This window comes from Streptomyces sp. NPDC050485 (assembly GCF_044458185.1).
Lineage (GTDB): Bacteria > Actinomycetota > Actinomycetes > Streptomycetales > Streptomycetaceae > Streptomyces.
In genome coordinates this window covers 240,686-257,288 of sequence record NZ_JBITHR010000001.1, presented here as the reverse complement: position 1 = coordinate 257,288, position 16,603 = coordinate 240,686, and the positions used below count along the sequence as shown (strand labels likewise).

Here is a 16,603-nt window from a genome sequence, read left to right as displayed (position 1 = left end):
TGGCCGGCGACGCCATGAAGAAGCGCCGCGGCTGACCCGCCCGGAAAGTACCGGAGGGGCCCATCGACCACACCGGTCGGTGGGCCCCTCCGTCGTGTCCGTACCCGGGTGCGCGGACACGGATGAGGGCCCTTGCCGTAGCAAGAGCCCTCATCCATACGTCAGTTGGGGTCAGGCGGCGGCCAGACGCTCCAGGTCCTCGACCACGCGGGCCGGGCTCGGCATCTCCGCCATGTCGGCGCGCAGCTCCTGAGCGCACTTGAGGTAGCGGGCGTCGTCCAGGACGTCCCTGATCGCCTCGCGCACCCGGCCGGGATCGTTCTGCGGGGCCGCCTCGCCGAGTACCCGGGCCGCGCCGGCCGCCGCGAGCAGCTCGGCCGAGGCGAACTGGTCGACGATCTGGGGGAGTACGACCTGGGGAAGCCCGAAGGAGCACGACGTGAGGGTGGTGTTGGCGCCGCCGTGGTGGATCACCGCGGCGCAGTCCCGCAGGATCATGTTGAGCGGCACCGGCTCCACCACCCGTACGTTCTCCGGGAGTTGACCGAACCCCTGGTGGAAGGCGGCGTCGGCCGTCACCACCGCCTCGACCCCGTCGAGGCCGTCGAAGGCCGCGATGATCGAGCGGTACAGGCCGGTGCCGTTGAGCACCAGCGTCTGGCGGCCCAGGCACACCACGACCCGGCGCACCCCGTCGGCGGCCGGCCCCCGCAGCCACTCGGGCGCGGTGCCGGTGCCGTTGAACGGTACGTAGCCGATCGGCGCGCCCGGCGCCGCGCTCGGGTGGCGCAGCGCGGGCGGGCACGGGTCGAGCAGCAGAGCGGGGTCGGGCAGGCCGCCGAGCCCGAGCCGCTCGGCCGTCCCGTACAGGAAGTTGCGGGCCGAGGTGCGGGAGGGACCGCTCAGCGGGTCGACGCCCCAGCGGTGCTGCACGGACGGGATGCCGAGCGCGCCCGCGACGAGCTGTCCCGCCAGCTCCATCTGCTCCGAGACGATCAGATCGGGTTTCCAGTCGCGCGCGAACTCCAGATAGGAGCTGAGCAGATAGCGGGCGTGGGTCTCCCACAGCTTGGTCGCGCCCGCCATCTTCTCCGGCGGGGTCGGACCCATCAGCTCCAACGGGCGTACCCCGTCGGGGAGATGGCGCTGGAGGACGTCGAGTCCGTGGAAGCGGTCGCCGATGTCGACGGCCGCGATCCCGGCCGCGCGGGCCGCGTCGGTGACGTCAGGCTGCGCGGCGACCTTCACCTCGTGACCCGCTCCCATCAGCGCCCAGGCCAGCGGCACCATGGGGGTGAAGTGGGTGGGGAAGGGGGTGCTCAGCATCAGTACGCGCATCTTCTTCGTCCTCCTCGGACTCTGGGGCGGCCTCATCGGCGGATACGTCGGCGGGCTCATCGGCGGACGCGGCGTTCACGTCCACGTCCTTCATGAGCAGCGCGGTCAGGAGCGCCAGCAGCAGCAGCCCGGCCGCGGTCAGGAACAGCGTCGAGGTGGCGTGCGCGAACGCGTCCGTCACCAGATGGCGGCGGGCCGGGGCGAGCCCGGCGAGCCGGGCCGCGGCGGCGTCGGGGTCCTTGACTCCCGAGGCCCCGGCGGCCGCCGCGAAGCGCGTGCTCAGGACCGCGCCGAGCACGGTGCCGCCGATGGTGGTGCCCAGCATGGTGGCGAACCGTGAGGTGGTGGTGACCACGCCCAACTGGTCGGCGGGCGCGGCCGACTGGGTCATGAACAGGGCGATCTGGGTGACGCCGCCCAGGCCCACGCCGAGCAGCAGGAGCAGCCCGTCGAGCTGCCAGGCGGCCGCGTCGGCCACGGTCAGGCCGAGCCCGGCCGCCGCCGCGGTCGCCGTGGCGGTGGTGGCGACCAGGACCGCCTTGCACTTCCCGGTACGGGTGATGATCCGGCCCCAGGCGAGGAAGACCACGACCACGCCCACGGCGAGCGGGATCAGGTGCAGCCCGACCGCTTCGAGGCTCACGCCCCGCACGATGTTCAGGTAGTTGATGAGGAACACCGGCAGCGAGAGCAGCGCGAACCCGCCCACGAACTGGAGAATCGCGGCCGACCGGAACACGTTGTCCTTGAACAGCGTGAGCGGCATCAAAGGATCGGCCGCCTTCAACTGGCGTACCGCGAAGAACACGAACATCATCAGGCCGCCGTAGAAGTACGGCACCACAGGGCCCGAGAACGACTGCTGGTCGCCGTACGTCTTGACGCCGAGCAGCAGCGCGCAGGTGGCGGAGGCGACGAGGACCGAGCCGAAGATGTCGACCCGCTGCCGGGTGCCGCGCACCGGGAGCCGCAGCGCCCAGGTCACCCCGGCGAGCGCGAGCCCGGCCAGCGGCACGTTGAGCAGGAAGATCCAGCGCCAGGACAGGCTCTCGCTGATGGGCCCGCCGATCATGGGCCCGGCGATGATGCCGGCCGCGATGAGCGCGCCGCCCGCGTTCGAGCGCCCGGCCCGGGACTTGGGCGGGTACAGGGTGGCGATCACGATCAGCGTCATGCTCATCAGGCCGCCGCCGCCGAGCCCCTGCACCGCGCGGAACAGGATCAGCTGGGTGAGGGTGTGCGCGGTCGCGCACAGCGCGGAGCCCGCCAGGAACGTGGCGAGCGCCGCGAGGTAGATCCGGCGCGGCCCGTAGCTGTCGCTGAGCCTGCCGTACAGCGGCTGGGCGGCCGTGGCCGCGAGCAGGTAGGCGGTGATCAGCCAGGGGAAGCGGTCGATGCCGTGCGCCGGGTCGAGGTCGCGCACGATCGGCAGGACCGCCGAGGAGATGATCGAGCCGTCGAGCAGGGCGAGCGTCATGGTCGCCATCGCACACACGATGAAGACCAGGACCTGGAGGTCGCTCATCCCGTGCGGATGGGGCTTCTTCACTTCCTTGACGCCGTCCTGGGCAGGGGCTTCGGTGCTCATACGGCCGCCACCCCCTGACGCACAGTCAACTGCTCAAATCGGCCGACCACTTCGGCCGCCGTCGGCATGGCCTCGATCTGCTCGCGTATGAGCGCCGCGCCCGCGCGGTGACCGGGCTCGGCGAGCAGCTCTGTGACGGCGGCGGCCAAGTGGCCCTCGTCGTTCTGGAGTTCCGCCGAGTCCAGCGTGATCCCGGCCCCCGCCGCCGCGATCCGGTCGCCCGCGACGAACGCGTCGCCGAGCTGGGGAAGCACCAGCTGGGGAATGCCGAGGGCCGCGGCCCCCAGGGTGGAGCCCGCGCCGCCGTGGTGCACCACCAGGTCGCTGCCCGGGAAGAGCAGGCCGGGCGCGGTCAGTTCGGTGTACGTCATGCCCTCGGGCAGCGCCCCGATCGCCTCGCGGTGCCGGGGCGCCGCGGACACGACCGCCTCGACGCCACCGGTCCGCGCCAGCACGTCCACGACCCGGCGCAGCAGGCGCGCGCCGCCGAGCTCCAGGGTGTGCCCGCCGAGCGCGACGGCCACCCGTCGGCCCGGCGGGGTGCGGTACGCCCACGGGGTGCCGGGCTCCGCGTGCGGGACCGGACGGATCGGGCGGGCGGCCGGGGCCTCGGTGTCGGCGAGGGCGGGCGGCGCCGGGTCGAGCAGCAGATCGGGCACCGGCACCGAGTCCAGGCCGAGCCGGGTGCACAGCGGCCCCTGGTAGAGGCGTACGAAACCGAGCATCGCGGGAGCGGTCGGATTGACGCCCCAGCGCTGCTGCACGGACGGGATGCCGAGCACCGCGCCGATGACCGACCCGGCGAACTCCATGTGCTCGGAGAGCACCAGATCGGCCCGCCACTCGCGGGCGAGCTCCAGATAGTCCGGCAGGAAGTACGGCACGTGGTTGCGCCACACCTGGGCGACCCCGCCGATCTGCTGCCGGTCCGGGCGGCCGGACACCTCGATGGGGCGAAGACCGGCGGGCCGCTTGCCGCCGCGCAGGTCCTCGGAGTGGAAGGCCTCGCCGAAGGTGACCGTGGCGAGCCCGGCCGCCTCGGCGGGCCCGGTGACATCGGGCTGGCCGGTCACCAGGATCTCGTGCCCGGCGTCGGCCAGGGCCCGGATCAGCGGGAGCAGCGGCAGGAAGTGGTTCTCGACGGGGGTGCTGATGACTAGGACGCGCATCGCAGGTTCTCCAGGTCGCGGACGACGGCGGCGGGGCTCGGCATGGCGGCGACGGAACGCGCCAGCTCGGCGGCGCCCTTCACGAAGCGCTCGCCGTCGAGCAGGGTGCTCAGGGCATCGGCGACGATCGCCGGGTCGTTCTGCTCGTCGGCGGTGCCGAGCGAGATGGCGGCATCGGTGGCGGCGAGCAGCTCGCCGCCCGCGAACTGGTCGGCCAGCTGCGGCAGCACCAGCTGCGGAACACCCGCTCCGGTGGCCGTCATCAGGGTGTTGGCGCCGCCGTGGTGCACGATCGCGGCACAGGTGCCGAGGAAGCCGTTGAGCGGCACCGGCGGGGTCAGCCACACGTTCGCCGGGGCCGGACCCAGCGGCTCGATGTACTCGTCCTGGACGGTGAACACCGCCTCGATGTCCGGCAGTTGGCCGAATGCCTCGATCATCGTGCGGAACATCGGGAGCCCGCCGAGCGCGATGGTCTGGCGCCCCATGGACACGACGACCCGGGGCTTGTCCCCGGTCCGGCGCAGCCGCTCGGGGACCGGGCCGGTCCCGTTGTACGGGACGTGGCGGATCGGGGTGGCTTGCGGGGTGCCCGGGTAGAGCAGCTCGGGCGGCGCCGGGTCGAGCACCACATCGGGCAGCGGGAGGCCGCCCTCGATGCCGTAGCGGTCGCAGGTGCCCTGGAGGAACTCGACGGCGGTCTCCCGCATCAGCGGGCTCAGCGGGTCGATGCCCCAGCGGTGCGAGACCACCGGGATCTTCCGGACGCCGCCCACCAGGAGCGCCGCGTAGTCCATCTGCTCGGAGACCACCAGGTCGGGCTTGAACTGGTGGGCCACCTCCAGATAGCGCGGGAAGAGGTAACGGGCGTGCAGCACCCACACCTTGGAGCCGATGGCGATCATCTTCGGCGTGGTGGGGCCCGTCACCTCGATCGGTCGTCGGCCGGGCGGCAGCGGCGGGCTGAGCAGGTCCTTGGCGTGGAACTCGCGGCCCACGGTGACCGTGCACAGGCCGGCCGCGCGGGCCGTCGGCACGATGTCGGGCTGGCCCGCGACCAGCACCTCGTGCCCGGCCCCGCGCAGCGCCCAGGCCAGCGGGACCATCGTCGTGAAGTGGGTGGACTCGGGGGTGCTCAGGATCAGTACGCGCATGAGGGGTCCTCGGGGTGGGCGGCGGCGGGAGCGTCGTCGGCGTTGGCCGGTCCGCGCCGTACCGCTGCGGTGAAGGCGTCCGCGACGGCGTCCGCGACGGTCGCGGGCAGCCGGTCGGTGCGGACCGTGGCGGTCACGTCGGCGCCCGCCCCGCCGATCCGCACGTCGAGCTCCAGCTCGGTGGACATGGCGGGGCTGTCGATCCGCAGCAACTCGGCGTCACAGCCGGGCAGTTGGAGAGCGGGATCGGGGTCGTCCTGCATCAGGAAGGTGGGCATCGAGGGCAGCGCCTCGCTGCCGCCGGACCACACCAGGATGTGGTCGAGGGCCGCGCCGCCGATCTCCTGCGCGGCCAGCGCCGCATCCGTGCTCGCCACCGCGGCGCGCAGCCCGGCACCGTCCCGCCGCCGCCCCGGTGGCCAGAAGCGCAGGTAGATCAGGTCGACGCGGCAGCTGACCGCCGTGGCGAGCACTCCGCTGCCGCGCCGGGCCACCGGCACCTTGACCGTGATGTCGTCCTGCCCGCCCAGCTCGCGCAGTACGGCGCCGAACAGGGCGGCGAGCAGCGCGAACCGGGTGGTGCCGAACTCGCGCGCCCGGGTGTCCCAGCGGGCCAGCTCATCCGGTGAAATCCGGTGTGTGCGGGCGTACTTGGGGCCCGCGGTCGGCTCGCTGTCCGTCCGGCCGGGCAGCCGCAGCGGTTCCGGCTCGTCCAGGAGGTCCTCCCAGAACGCGCGCTGGGCGGCGAGGTCGACCCGGGACAGCGCGCGCCGGCGGTCGGCGGCGACCTCGGCGAGAGTGGCGGCCGGGGCCGGGAAGCGAGGTGCGCGGCCCTCGGCGCGGGCCGCGTAGGCGAAGGACAGGTCGGCGGCGAGCACCGTCTCGGACGCGCCGTCGAAGGCGCAGTGGTGGGCCACCAGACCGAACAGGGTGCGCCCGGTGTCCCGGCTGCGCAGGGTGGCGCACCGCCACACCCGGCCCTCGGCGACGGCGAGCGGGGTGAACGCGGCGGCGAGCCACTGGCCGACGGCGGCCGGCTCGTCGGCCGCGTCCGGGAGATGGCGGAACTCCACCTGGTGCGGACGCTCCGGCAGCACGGCGAGGGCCCGCTGCTCGCGGATCACGTACTGGGCGTGCAGCGCCTGGTGCCTCAAGTGCACGTCGCCCGCGGCCAGTTCGAGGGCGGCCCGGTCGACCGGGCCGGTCAGCCACCAGGTGAGCCGGCAGAGCCCGCCGATGCCGGTGGTGTCGTGGGCGGCGGCCCACAGGAACCCGGCCTGCTGCGGCGCCAGCGCGATCTCGCCGGGGACGGGGTCCGACGGTTCGGCGGCCGCCTCGGCGGCGCCGCGCGCGGTGGCGTCCAGCCACTCGGCGAGCCGCACCACCGTCGGCGTGCGGAAGATCTGCGAGGGCTGCACGGCCGCGCCGAGGACGGCGTCCAGGTGCTGGCAGAGCCGGGCCGCGTCCAGCGAACTGCCGCCGAGCTCGAAGAACGAGGCGTCGGCGGGTACCGGACCGGCGTCGAGCACGGCCCGGAACGCCTCGGCGACCACGGCGGCCGTGCCCTCCAGGGCCGGCGCCCCGGCGTCGCGGCGCGGGTGCTCGGGCTCGGCCCGCGCGGCGAGTTCGCGCCGGTCCAGCTTGCCGTTGGCGAGCAGCGGGAAGCGGTCCAGGAGGTGCACGCGGCGCGGCACCAGATACTCCGGAAGCAGTGCGGCGAGCCGCTCGCGCAGCTCGTCGGGGCCGAGCCCGCCGGCGTCCGCGCGCGTGTAGAAGAGGGCGAGCCCGTGGTAGGAGCCGTCCGGCCTGGGCATCGGCACGACCGCCGCACCCGTGACCGTGGCCACCCGCTCCACGGTCCGCTCCACCTCGGCGGGCTCGATCCGGTGTCCCCGGATCTTGATCTGCCGGTCGCCCCGGCCGGTGTAGTGCAGCACGCCCTCGGCGGTGCGGTGCCCCAAGTCGCCGGTACGGTACAGGCGTTGACCTCCTACGGTCGCGAACACCGACTCCGTGAGCTCCGGGTTGCCGAGGTAGCCGAGCGCGAGTCCGGGACCGCCCAGGCACAGCTCGCCCGTCTCGCCGGGCGCGCAGACCCGGTCGCCGTCCAGGACCAGGATGTCCGTGTGGGCGAGTTCGGCGCCCAGCGGGACGCCCGCCGGGTCGTCGCAGTCCTCGGGGCGGATGTCGTGGGAGGTGACGATCGCCCCGCACTCGACCGGACCGTACACATTGAGCAGCCGGACGGCGGGGTGCTCGGCGAGGAAGCGGCGGATGCGGGTCGGGGCGGCCCGTTCGCCGCCGATGGCCAGCCACTTCATGCCCGCGAAGGCACCCACGTCGGTGGTGACCAGCATGTTGAAGAGCTGGGTCGTCATGAACGCGGCGTTCACCCCGTCCTCGGCGATCAGCGCGCGCAGCGTGCGGGGCACCAGGACCGGCTCGTCGAGCAGCACCGTGGTGCCGCCGGTGAGCAGCATGCTCCAGCAGTCCAGGGTGAAGCCGTCCCAGGTCGGCGGGGCGGTCTGCGGCATCACGGTGCCGGGGCCGAGCTCGGCGAACGTCTCCCGGTCGAAGAGGCGCACCGCGTTCTCGTGGCTGGAGACCACGCCCTTGGGGGCGCCGCTGGTGCCCGAGGTGAAGAACACCGCGCACGGATCGCCGCCGCCCACCGCGACCGGTGTGGGGGTGAGGCCCCGCGCGGCGGTGACGGTCAGGTCCTCGGCGGGCGGCGCCCACACGGGCACCGACCAGTGGCCCGGCCCGTCGGTGACGAGCAGCGGCGCGGCAAGCCGGCCGATCTGGCCCGCCAGGCGCTCGGCCGGCCAGCGGGTGTCGAGCACCGAGTAGGCGGCCCCGCACTTGAACAGCGCGACCAGGACCGCGATCAGCGGGGCGCCGCGCTCCATGAGGACCGGCACCAGATGCCCCGGCCGCACCCCCTGCTCCTGGAGGAGCGCCGCCAGGGTGTCGGACGCGGCGTCCAGCTCGCGATACGAGACCTCGACAGAGCGGTGCCGTACGGCAGTTGCCGCCGGGAAGCGGCGGGCCGCGTCCTGGAACAGGGCGTGCATCGTCCCGCCCCGCGCGAACCGGGGCGCTTCGTCGCCCGGTGCGGGCGCAAGGAGTTGAACGGTCATCGTCTTCCTGCCTCCTTCGGGGTGGGAACTTCCGTGTGACCGGCTCGCACGCACTCTTCGAGGAATCCCACGAGCTGGTCGGGCAGCGGCATCGCGTCGATCTCGCCGCGCAGGGCGCGGGCCCGCTGCCGGTAGGAGGGGCGGGCGAGCAGGTCCTGGACGGCCGCGCCGACCGCGCCCTCGGCGGCGTCGGCGGGCAGCGCCGCGCCGGCGCCGGAGGAGCGCACCAGATCGGACCAGTGCTCCTGGAAGGCGTTCTGCGGGAGCAGCAGCTGCGGCAGGCCGTGGGTGACGGCGATCAGGCCGCTGCCCACCCCGCCGTGGTGCACCAGCGCGTCGCAGTGCGCGAGCAGTACGTCGAGCGGGAAGGACTCCACTGCCCGTACGCCGTCGGGGAGTTGGGGCAGGTTCTCGGCCTGGGCGGCGGTGACCGCGAGGACCACGTCCGCGCCGAGCCCGCGCAGGCTCGCCACCACGTGGTCGCGGACCTCGTCCAGGGCGGCGGTGGTGACCCCGCCGGTCACACACACCAGGGGGCGCTCGGAGTCCCGGTCGCGGCGCAGCCATGATGGCACCGCCGCCGGGCCCGCGAACGGCACGTACCGCATGTCCGCCCGGCGCACCCCGTGCGGCGGGCGCAGGCCCGGCGGGCACGGGTCGATCCACACGGAAGGGCCGATGACCGGGTCGAGGCCGAACCGCTCGAAGAGCCGCGCGTACGAGGGCCGCAGCTCGCTCTCCCGCTCGCAGTGCACCCCGAGCGAGACGCCCCAGGTGTGGCCCACGGCGGGCACTTCGACGGCGGCCGCGGCCACCAGTCCGGCCGCCGCCGCGGTGTCGTGCACCACGATGTCCGGGCGCCAGAACCGCGCGAAGTCCACGAGGTCGTCGGTGAGGGTGTCGGCGACCGCGATCATCTTCTCCGTGAGCGCCTCGCTCAGGTCCGGGTCGAGCACCGCGGCCGACTCGCCCGCGCTCTTCAACCGTCCGGGCCCCAGGCCCAGTTGGCGGGCGGCGACGGCGCCCGTGACGGCGTCGTCGCCCACCGGCACCGCCACCAGGCCGGCCCGGGTCACCGGCGCCACGCACTGGGGCCGCACCGCCACCCGCACCTCGTGGCCCGCCAGCCGACTGGCCCAGGCGAGCGGGATGATCCAGGGGATATGGGCCGGGCCGTGACCCACGAACAACACGCGCATTCAGTCGCCTCACTCCATCGCGTACGGACGCTGGCAGGGCAAGGGTCGGGGCAGCCGCTCGAATGCCGCTCGGGTGCCGTACGAACGCGGAAGTGCCCGCAGGGGAGGGGGTCCCTGCGGGCACTTCCGGGGGTGTCGCGTGGTGTTCGGCTCAGGCGCGGCGGCCGCCCCGGCGGTAGGCGAACGCGGCGAAGGCGGCGAGCAGCGCCGTCCATGCCGCGAGTACGCCGACCCCCGCGAGGGTGGGTGCCGCGCTGTCGGCGGCGTTCCAGGACAGCTGGGCGTACCGGAAGACCGGGGTGGCCCGGGACAGCGACTGGGCCCAGGAAGGGAAGTTGTCGACGGGCAGGAGCAGTCCGCCGAGCAGCGTCAGGGACAGATAGGAGACGGTGCCGGCGATCTGCGCGAGCTGGGCCTTGAAGAGGTAGCCGATGCCGATGCCGAGCATCGCGAGCGGGGCGATGCCGATCCACAGCAGGAAGAACACCGCGAGCCAGGTGCCCGCGCCCAGTTCGACGCCCCGGTAGAAGACGCCGATCAGCGCGATCACGGTGATCGGCAGAATGGCCAGGCAGGTGGCGACGGCGCCGCGGGCCACCACCACCTGCACCGGGGAGAGCGGGGTGAGCCGCAGCTGGCGCAGCCAGCCGAGCGCCCGGTCCTCGGCGATGCCGGTGCCGTTGGTGATGACCACGCCGAGCGCGCCGAACGCGGCCGCGCCCACCATGGACTGGGCGAGCGACTTCTGGTCGGGGCCGCCGCCCGCGAAGGTCACGTACATGCCGACCGGCATGACCAGACTCATCATCAGGTAGCCGCCGTTGCGGACCAGACGCAGGATTTCGAGGCGGATGTAGCCGATCATCAGTGGGTCCGTCCTTCCGGAGCGGTCTCGCGGTGGCGCGCCCGGTGGGTCAGTGCGATGAAGGCCTCCTCCAGGCCGACGCCCGAGACCTCCAGGTCGGTGAAGGCGTCCGCGCGGGACAGTGCGTGCACGGTCAGGTCGGAGTCGGTGGTGCGCAGGTGCACCCGGCCGCCGTGGAACTCCACCGAGCTGACACCGGGGAGCAGTTCGAAGCCGTCGCGGCGGCCGTCGCGGGCCACGAAGCTGACCGTGCGGCCCTCCACCATGCTCTTGATGTGCGAGGTGGTTCCGTCGGCGACGACCTGCCCGGAGGCGATGACCACCACGCGGTCGGCGCTGTCGTCGGCCTCTTCGAGGTAGTGCGTGGAGAACAGGACGGTGTTGCCGCGCTCCGCGTACCGGCTCATCGCCGTCCACAGTTCGCGCCGCGACTCCACGTCGAGGGCCGCGGTCGGCTCGTCCAGGACCACCAGGTCGGGGTCGCCGGCCAGCGCGAGCGCGAAGCGCACCCGCTGGGCCTGGCCGCCGGAGAGCCGGTCCACCTTCTTGTCGGCGATCTTGGTGAGTTCGGCGAGCTGGAGGATCTCGGCGAGCGGCAGCGGCTTGCGGTAGGTGCCGCGTACGAAGTCCACGAGTTCGCGCACCGAGACCCGGGGAATCATCTTTCCCTCCTGGAGCATGGCGCCCAAGTGCCCGGCGCGCATGGCCTGTTCGGGGGTCTTGCCGAACACCTCGATGGTGCCCCGGTCCTGCGGGAACAGGCCGAGCAGCATGCCGATGGCGGTGGACTTGCCGGCTCCGTTGGGGCCGAGCAGGGCGACGGTCTCACCCCGGTTGATGGTCAGGTCGATCCCGTCGACGGCGCGTACGTCTCCGTACGTCTTGACGACACCCTTGAAGACGACCGCGGGCGGGCCGTGCTGTTCTGCCATGGGGGGTGGCACCTGTTCCCTTTCCTGTGTGAGTGGACGCATGTCAGATCAGCCCTTCCAAGGTCTGGACCAGTTCCGTGGGGCCTGGCAGGCATTCGATCTCCGCGCGGACCTCCCGCGCGGCCTTGCGGTGGCGGTCGTCTTCGAGGAGACCGGCGAGGGCCTCCCCGACGAGCCGGGGGTCGTGCTGCTCGGCCTCGGTGGCGAGGCTGAGCCCGGCTCCGGACTCCTGGACGAGTCGGCCGGTGGTCTGGAGGAACGGCTTGTCGCCGGGCAGCACCAGCTGCGGCACCGCCGAGGCGAAGGACGTCATGCTGGTCCCGCTGCCGCCGTGGTGCACGGCGAGCGCCGTGTGGCGCATCACCGGGCCGATGGGGAAGCGGTCCACGACCTTGACCGAGGACGGGATCTGGGCCAGCGCCGGGTGGTACTGGGCGTCGATCGGGAAGAGCACGTCCAGGCCCTGCTCGGTGCAGGCGTCCAGGACGTGCCTGAAGCCCAGCGGCAGTTCGCCGGTCTCCGCGAGCATCCGCCCGTGCCACATGCCCAGGCACAGCAGGGCTCTGGGCCGGTCGGGGCGCCGCACCGCCCAGTCGGGCAGTTCGGCGGTGCCGCAGTAGGGGACGTAACGCGAGAGCAGGCCCGGGGTGTTGTCGCCCTCGGGGAGCAGCGAGGCCGGGCTCGGGTCGATGACGAGGGCCGGGTCGGGGAAGCCGGCCGCCCCGAACTCGGCGCACAGGCCGTGGAGTTGGACCTTGGCCTGGCGCAGCAGCGGGCTGGTGAAGTCGTCGGGGCCCCAGCGGTGGATGACGCCGGGCACGCCGAGCGCGGCGGCGACGACGAGCCCGCCGAACTCCACCGGGTCGGTGACCACCAGGTCGGGTTCCCAGGCGCGGCCGAGACTCACCAGGTCGTCGAGGTAGCCGCCGAGCCGGGTGCGCCAGCGCTCGCCGACCGCGTCCCACTCGGCGTCCGGGCGGCGGTCCATCGCCGCCCGGTCGGGCATCCGCACCGCGCCGGGCCTGGTCAGCCGCTGGCGGGTCTCGCCGCCGCCCACCAGGCGGGTGTCGAGTCCGGCGGCGGACGCGAACGTCACGAGCTCGGCGTCACCGGCCACCAGGACCTGGTGGCCGGCGGCCCGCAGCGCCCAGGTCAGCGGCACCATCGGCACGATGTGGCTGGGCACCAGGGCCGTCACCAGGACACGCATGTCTCCTCCTGAGCCGCGCGGGCGGCGACGAGTTCTTCGAGGTCGGTGACGAGTTGCTCGACCGGCGGGCAGGCGAGGATCTCGCGCCGCACGGCCGCCGCCCGGCGCCGGAACGCCGGCTCGGTGAGCAGCCGGTCCAGGGCTTCGGCGACGCTCTCGCCGGTCGCCCAGTAGCCCGGCACGCTAAGGCCGCTGCCGATCTCGGCGACGCGGTCCGCCGAGTGCGGCTGGTCGTCGTACATCGGCGTGACGAGCATCGGCGTACCGCTGCGCAGGCCTTCGCGGATGCTGCTGTGCCCGCCGTGCGTGACGAACACGTCGGCCGCCTCCAGGAGCACGTCCTGCGGCACCCATTCGGTGATCAGTCGCACATGGTCCGGTACGGGGCCGAAGTCCGCCCGGTCGCGGCCCACGCCGATCGACACGAGCGCCGTGCAGTCGGCGGCCGACACCGCCGCGATCACCGCGTGCAGCACCTCGTCGGACTTCCACGGCATCGAGGGCGCCATCGTGCCGATCGAGGCGTACACCACCGGCTTGTCCTCGGGCAGTTCGGCCAGCCACTCAAGGGCCGCATCGTCGCTGCGGTACGGGATGGCCTGGCGGTAGTGGCGCAGGGTGCGCGGATCCAGGTCGTCGCCGGTGCAGCGGGCCGAGACCCAGCTGACCAGGAGGTGCTTGTAGGCGGTGTGGTCCAACGGGTCGGCGGGCAGGCCGAGTTCGGCCCGCAGACTGTTCAGCCGCTCGTGCGTGACGGCGGGGGTGAGCAGATGGGTGGAGCCGCCGGCCACCGCGACGTGCGGGATGCCGAGCGCCTCGGCGGCGAGGTAGCCGCCCATCTCCTCGCCCTCGCGGACGATCAGATCGGGCTGCCAGTCGGCGGCGATGTCCAGGATGTCGCGGGCCGCGGCCAGCGCGGGCGGCCCGAGCACGCAGTCGACCAGGCCGTCCTCGTACGCCTCCTGGTCGCCCTGGAACAGCGGGAGGGCCATTGCCTCGACGCAGAACGGGTCGGTGGCCCAGTCGCGGCCCGCCGGGAAGAAGTCGAGCCCGTACCTCACGCTCTCCGCCCGCATGGACTCGTCGTCGGCGACGGCGACGGTGTGCCCGGCCCGCACGGCGGCCTGGGCCAGCGGGATCAGCAGACGCAGATGCGACTTGCCCGCATGGGCGGTGAACAGGATGCGCACGGCGGGTCTCCGATCGAGGGGCGGGGCGGCCCGCAGGGGCCGCCCGTCGGTCATGCACCAGAGCGTGACCGCCCCCGCTCGAATCCCCCTTGAGCGGCTCTAGGCCGGGCTTCCCGTGCCGCACTCAAGTCCTATTCGAGAGCCGGTGGCGACCTTGGGCGCATGCCCTATGCCCGAACGACCCGACCGAATCGCAGAACAGGGGAGTAGCCGGATGCGCTGGAACGAGATCTATGTCGCCTCGCTCGGCAGCTGGCTGCCGGAGCCCGTCCCGGTGGCCGAGGCCGTCGCGGCCGGGGAGTGCGGCCAGGAGTGGATCGACGACTTCGGGTACGAGTCCGTGCGGATCGCCCGCGAGAGCGAGGCGGAAGGATGGACGGCGCCGCCGGACATGGCCGTCGCCGCGGGCCGCACCGCCCACGAGCGCTCCGGCCTGCACAAGTCCGCGTACTCCCTGCTGCTGCACGGCAGCACCTGGTTCCAGGGCCTGGACATCTGGCCGGCCGCGTCCTACATCGCCCGGCGGACCGTCGGCGCCTCGGTGCCCGGCCTCGATGTGCAGCAGCGCTGCAACATCGGCATCAGCGGCCTCGACCTGGCCGCCGCCCACCTGAAGGCGGGCTACGGCAGCGGCAGCGCGGTCATGCTCACCACCGCCGACCGCTTCGGCGGGCCCGGCGCCAACCGCTGGCAGCTGCGGCACGGCAACGCCTACGCCGACGGCGCGACCGCCACCGTGCTGTCCACCGAGGGTGGCTTCGCCCGCCTTGTGGCCACCGCGACCGTCGCCGACAACTCGCTGGAGCCGATGGCCCGCGGCGACGAGGAGTTCGGCCCGGTCTCGCGCGCCGCCGGGCGGCAGATCGACCTCACCGCACGCGGCGACGCCCACAAGGCCGTCAGCGACGAGACCCTCACCAACATCCGCTTCGGCAAGGTCATGCAGGAGGCCAAGCAGTCCGTCCTGGACGACGCGGGCCTGGACAGCGACGACCTCGCGTACGTCATCATCCCGTCCACCGGACGCATCCAGGGCCCCTTCCAGATCCACCACCTGCTCGGCGTCGACGAGTCCCGCACCACCTGGGAGTTCGCCCGCCGCAGCGGCCACATCGGCGCCGGCGACTGGGCCGCGGGCCTCGAAGACCTGCTGCTCACCGGCGCGCTGGCGGCCGGCGACCACGTGCTGCTCTACGGCGGCGGAGCGGGCTACACCGTCACCACCGCCGTACTGGAAATCCTGGAGATCCCGGCCTGGGCCGCCGAGCCCGCCGCGGCCTGAACCGGCCGCCCACCACAAGGAGTTGGCACACCCCATGGAGATTGTCGGCAGGGGCTTCCTGGCCGGACACCTGGCAGGCATCGGCGACCACCACCCCGACGTGGTGGCCCTTGCCGCGGGTGTCTCGGCCGCCGGTGACATCCCGCCCGAGCAGTACACCCGGGAGTCCAAGCGCCTGTACGAGGTGCTCAGGCACTGCGAGAAGCACGGCAGACGGCTGGTGTTCTTCTCCACGGCGTCCGCCGGAATGTACTCGGTGCCGGACGCCTCGCCCGGCCGCGAGGACGGCCCGGTCTACCCGGCCACCCCGTACGGCCGCCACAAGCTCGCCCTCGAAGCGGTCGTCAAGTCCTCGGACGTCGAATACCTGATCCTGCGCCTGTCGCACGTCGTCGGCTTCAACCAGCCCGCCCACCAGCTACTGCCCGCGCTGGTACGGCAGTTGGTGGGCGGCAGGCTCCAGGTATACCGGGGCGCGCAGCGCGATCTGATCGACGTCGAGGACGTCATCAAGATCGTGCACACGCTGCTCGTCGACGGCCGCACCCGCGATGTCGTCAACGTCGCCTCGGGGCACGCCCCGCACATCGAGGACGTCGTCACGCACCTGGAGCAGCTGCTCGGCAGCCGCGCCGAGAAGACCTATGTGGAGGCGTCCGGCGCCCAGCCCGTCTCCATCGACAAGCTCTGCCGACTCGTGCCGCCGGTGTACGGGCTCGGCTTCGGACCCGACTACTACCGCACGGTCCTCGACAAGTACGCGCACGCCTACGCGGACCAGCCGGTCGCCGCGTAACCCCACCCATCCCGGAATCGGAAGGCCACACCCATGAGCGAGAACAGCCCCGTCGTCGCCGTCGCCCACTTCGTCCTCAAGGACAAGCACAAGGCGAAGGGCGCCGAGTTCGAGAAGGCGTACCTGAAGTACAAGGAGGCCGTCGCCGCCAAGGACGGTCTGCTGCGCACCGCCCTGCTGCGCGGCATCAAGGAGCCCGACAACTTCGTCATCCTCACCTGGTGGCGGGACGCCGACGCGCACCGCACGGTGGTCGGCGACTGGCAGTTCTTCACCGCCGTCAGCAGCCGCTTCGTCTACCTCGCGGCCATCACCAGCGTGCACGGCCCGGTCCTGGCCGGCGAGAGCGCGGGCGACGGGCTCGGCGAGCTCGCGGTGCCGGCCGCGGACGCGGCGGTCGCGCTGACCACGTTCACCCTGCGCGAGGGCGCCGACCAGCAGGCCTTCGAGGCCTCCTTCCTCGGCCACCTCGCCTTCGTGAAGAACAACGACGGCTTCCTCGGCCACCAGCTGGTGCACTCCAACCGCGAGACCGGTGCCTACGTCAACATCGGCTGGTGGCGCGGCCCGCAGTCCTACCTGCCGGTCCTGCGCAGCCCGGAGATGGCCGCGGACGCCAAGACCATGGCCGTGCACGCCGAGGTCAGGGGCGGCCTCTACCAGGCGGTCGTCGACTCGGCCCGCACCGAGGCCGCGGCGGCCTGAACCACCGCACACGAAAGGCGGGCCGGGTCTTCACG

General features: G+C 73.1%; 13 protein-coding genes. 3 read left to right on the top strand and 10 right to left on the bottom strand.

Annotated elements, in window-relative coordinates; genetic code table 11:
* Positions 1 to 171: 171 nt before the first annotated feature.
* The 10 genes from ACIBK6_RS01175 to ACIBK6_RS01130 all read right to left on the bottom strand — a co-directional run bounded on the left by ACIBK6_RS01175 (position 172) and on the right by ACIBK6_RS01130 (position 13,839).
* A complete protein-coding gene (locus tag ACIBK6_RS01175) occupies positions 172 to 1,338 on the bottom strand; it encodes a nucleotide disphospho-sugar-binding domain-containing protein (RefSeq protein ID WP_399047693.1) in 1,167 nt (388 codons plus the stop codon).
* Positions 1,226 to 2,926, bottom strand: a complete 1,701-nt coding sequence (locus ACIBK6_RS01170) for an MFS transporter (RefSeq protein WP_399047690.1) — start codon at positions 2,924 to 2,926, stop codon at positions 1,226 to 1,228. The genes ACIBK6_RS01175 and ACIBK6_RS01170 overlap by 113 nt, the downstream gene beginning before the upstream one ends.
* Entirely contained in the window at positions 2,923 to 4,095 is a 1,173-nt protein-coding gene (locus ACIBK6_RS01165; RefSeq protein ID WP_399047688.1) for a nucleotide disphospho-sugar-binding domain-containing protein, read from the bottom strand. The genes ACIBK6_RS01170 and ACIBK6_RS01165 overlap by 4 nt, the downstream gene beginning before the upstream one ends.
* The gene (locus ACIBK6_RS01160; protein WP_399047686.1) at positions 4,083 to 5,249 is read right to left on the bottom strand and encodes a nucleotide disphospho-sugar-binding domain-containing protein; all 1,167 of its coding nucleotides are present in this window, start codon (positions 5,247 to 5,249) and stop codon (positions 4,083 to 4,085) included. Before ACIBK6_RS01160 ends, ACIBK6_RS01165 begins: the two co-directional genes overlap by 13 nt.
* Positions 5,237 to 8,389 carry an AMP-binding protein gene (locus ACIBK6_RS01155; RefSeq protein ID WP_399047684.1) on the bottom strand — a complete coding sequence of 1,051 codons (3,153 nt, stop codon included), beginning with the start codon at positions 8,387 to 8,389 and terminating at the stop codon, positions 5,237 to 5,239. Before ACIBK6_RS01155 ends, ACIBK6_RS01160 begins: the two co-directional genes overlap by 13 nt.
* Positions 8,386 to 9,588, bottom strand: a complete 1,203-nt coding sequence (locus ACIBK6_RS01150) for a nucleotide disphospho-sugar-binding domain-containing protein (RefSeq protein WP_399047683.1) — start codon at positions 9,586 to 9,588, stop codon at positions 8,386 to 8,388. The genes ACIBK6_RS01155 and ACIBK6_RS01150 overlap by 4 nt, the downstream gene beginning before the upstream one ends.
* 151 nt (positions 9,589 to 9,739) lie before the next feature.
* Positions 9,740 to 10,453: an ABC transporter permease gene (locus ACIBK6_RS01145; RefSeq protein ID WP_399047682.1), complete on the bottom strand. Its 714-nt coding sequence runs from the start codon at positions 10,451 to 10,453 to the stop codon at positions 9,740 to 9,742.
* Positions 10,453 to 11,385, bottom strand: coding sequence for an ABC transporter ATP-binding protein (locus ACIBK6_RS01140; RefSeq protein WP_399047681.1), 933 nt, complete (start codon positions 11,383 to 11,385; stop codon positions 10,453 to 10,455). Before ACIBK6_RS01140 ends, ACIBK6_RS01145 begins: the two co-directional genes overlap by 1 nt.
* A 43-nt stretch (positions 11,386 to 11,428) precedes the next feature.
* Positions 11,429 to 12,595 (bottom strand): nucleotide disphospho-sugar-binding domain-containing protein, encoded by a 1,167-nt coding sequence (locus ACIBK6_RS01135; protein ID WP_399047680.1) that lies wholly within the window; start codon positions 12,593 to 12,595, stop codon positions 11,429 to 11,431.
* Positions 12,580 to 13,839, bottom strand: coding sequence for a glycosyltransferase (locus tag ACIBK6_RS01130; protein WP_399047679.1), 1,260 nt, complete (start codon positions 13,837 to 13,839; stop codon positions 12,580 to 12,582). The genes ACIBK6_RS01135 and ACIBK6_RS01130 overlap by 16 nt, the downstream gene beginning before the upstream one ends.
* A gap of 160 nt (positions 13,840 to 13,999) precedes the next feature.
* On the opposite strand from ACIBK6_RS01130, the gene ACIBK6_RS01125 reads away from it, so the two are divergent.
* From ACIBK6_RS01125 to ACIBK6_RS01115, 3 genes are read left to right on the top strand one after another with little or no spacing between them, the layout of a single operon-like run.
* Entirely contained in the window at positions 14,000 to 15,067 is a 1,068-nt protein-coding gene (locus ACIBK6_RS01125; protein ID WP_399047678.1) for a ketoacyl-ACP synthase III family protein, read from the top strand.
* Between the two features lie 34 nt (positions 15,068 to 15,101).
* Positions 15,102 to 15,863 carry an NAD-dependent epimerase/dehydratase family protein gene (locus tag ACIBK6_RS01120; RefSeq protein ID WP_399047676.1) on the top strand — a complete coding sequence of 254 codons (762 nt, stop codon included), beginning with the start codon at positions 15,102 to 15,104 and terminating at the stop codon, positions 15,861 to 15,863.
* Between the two features lie 33 nt (positions 15,864 to 15,896).
* Positions 15,897 to 16,568, top strand: a complete 672-nt coding sequence (locus tag ACIBK6_RS01115) for an antibiotic biosynthesis monooxygenase (protein WP_399047674.1) — start codon at positions 15,897 to 15,899, stop codon at positions 16,566 to 16,568.
* Positions 16,569 to 16,603 lie beyond the last annotated feature (35 nt).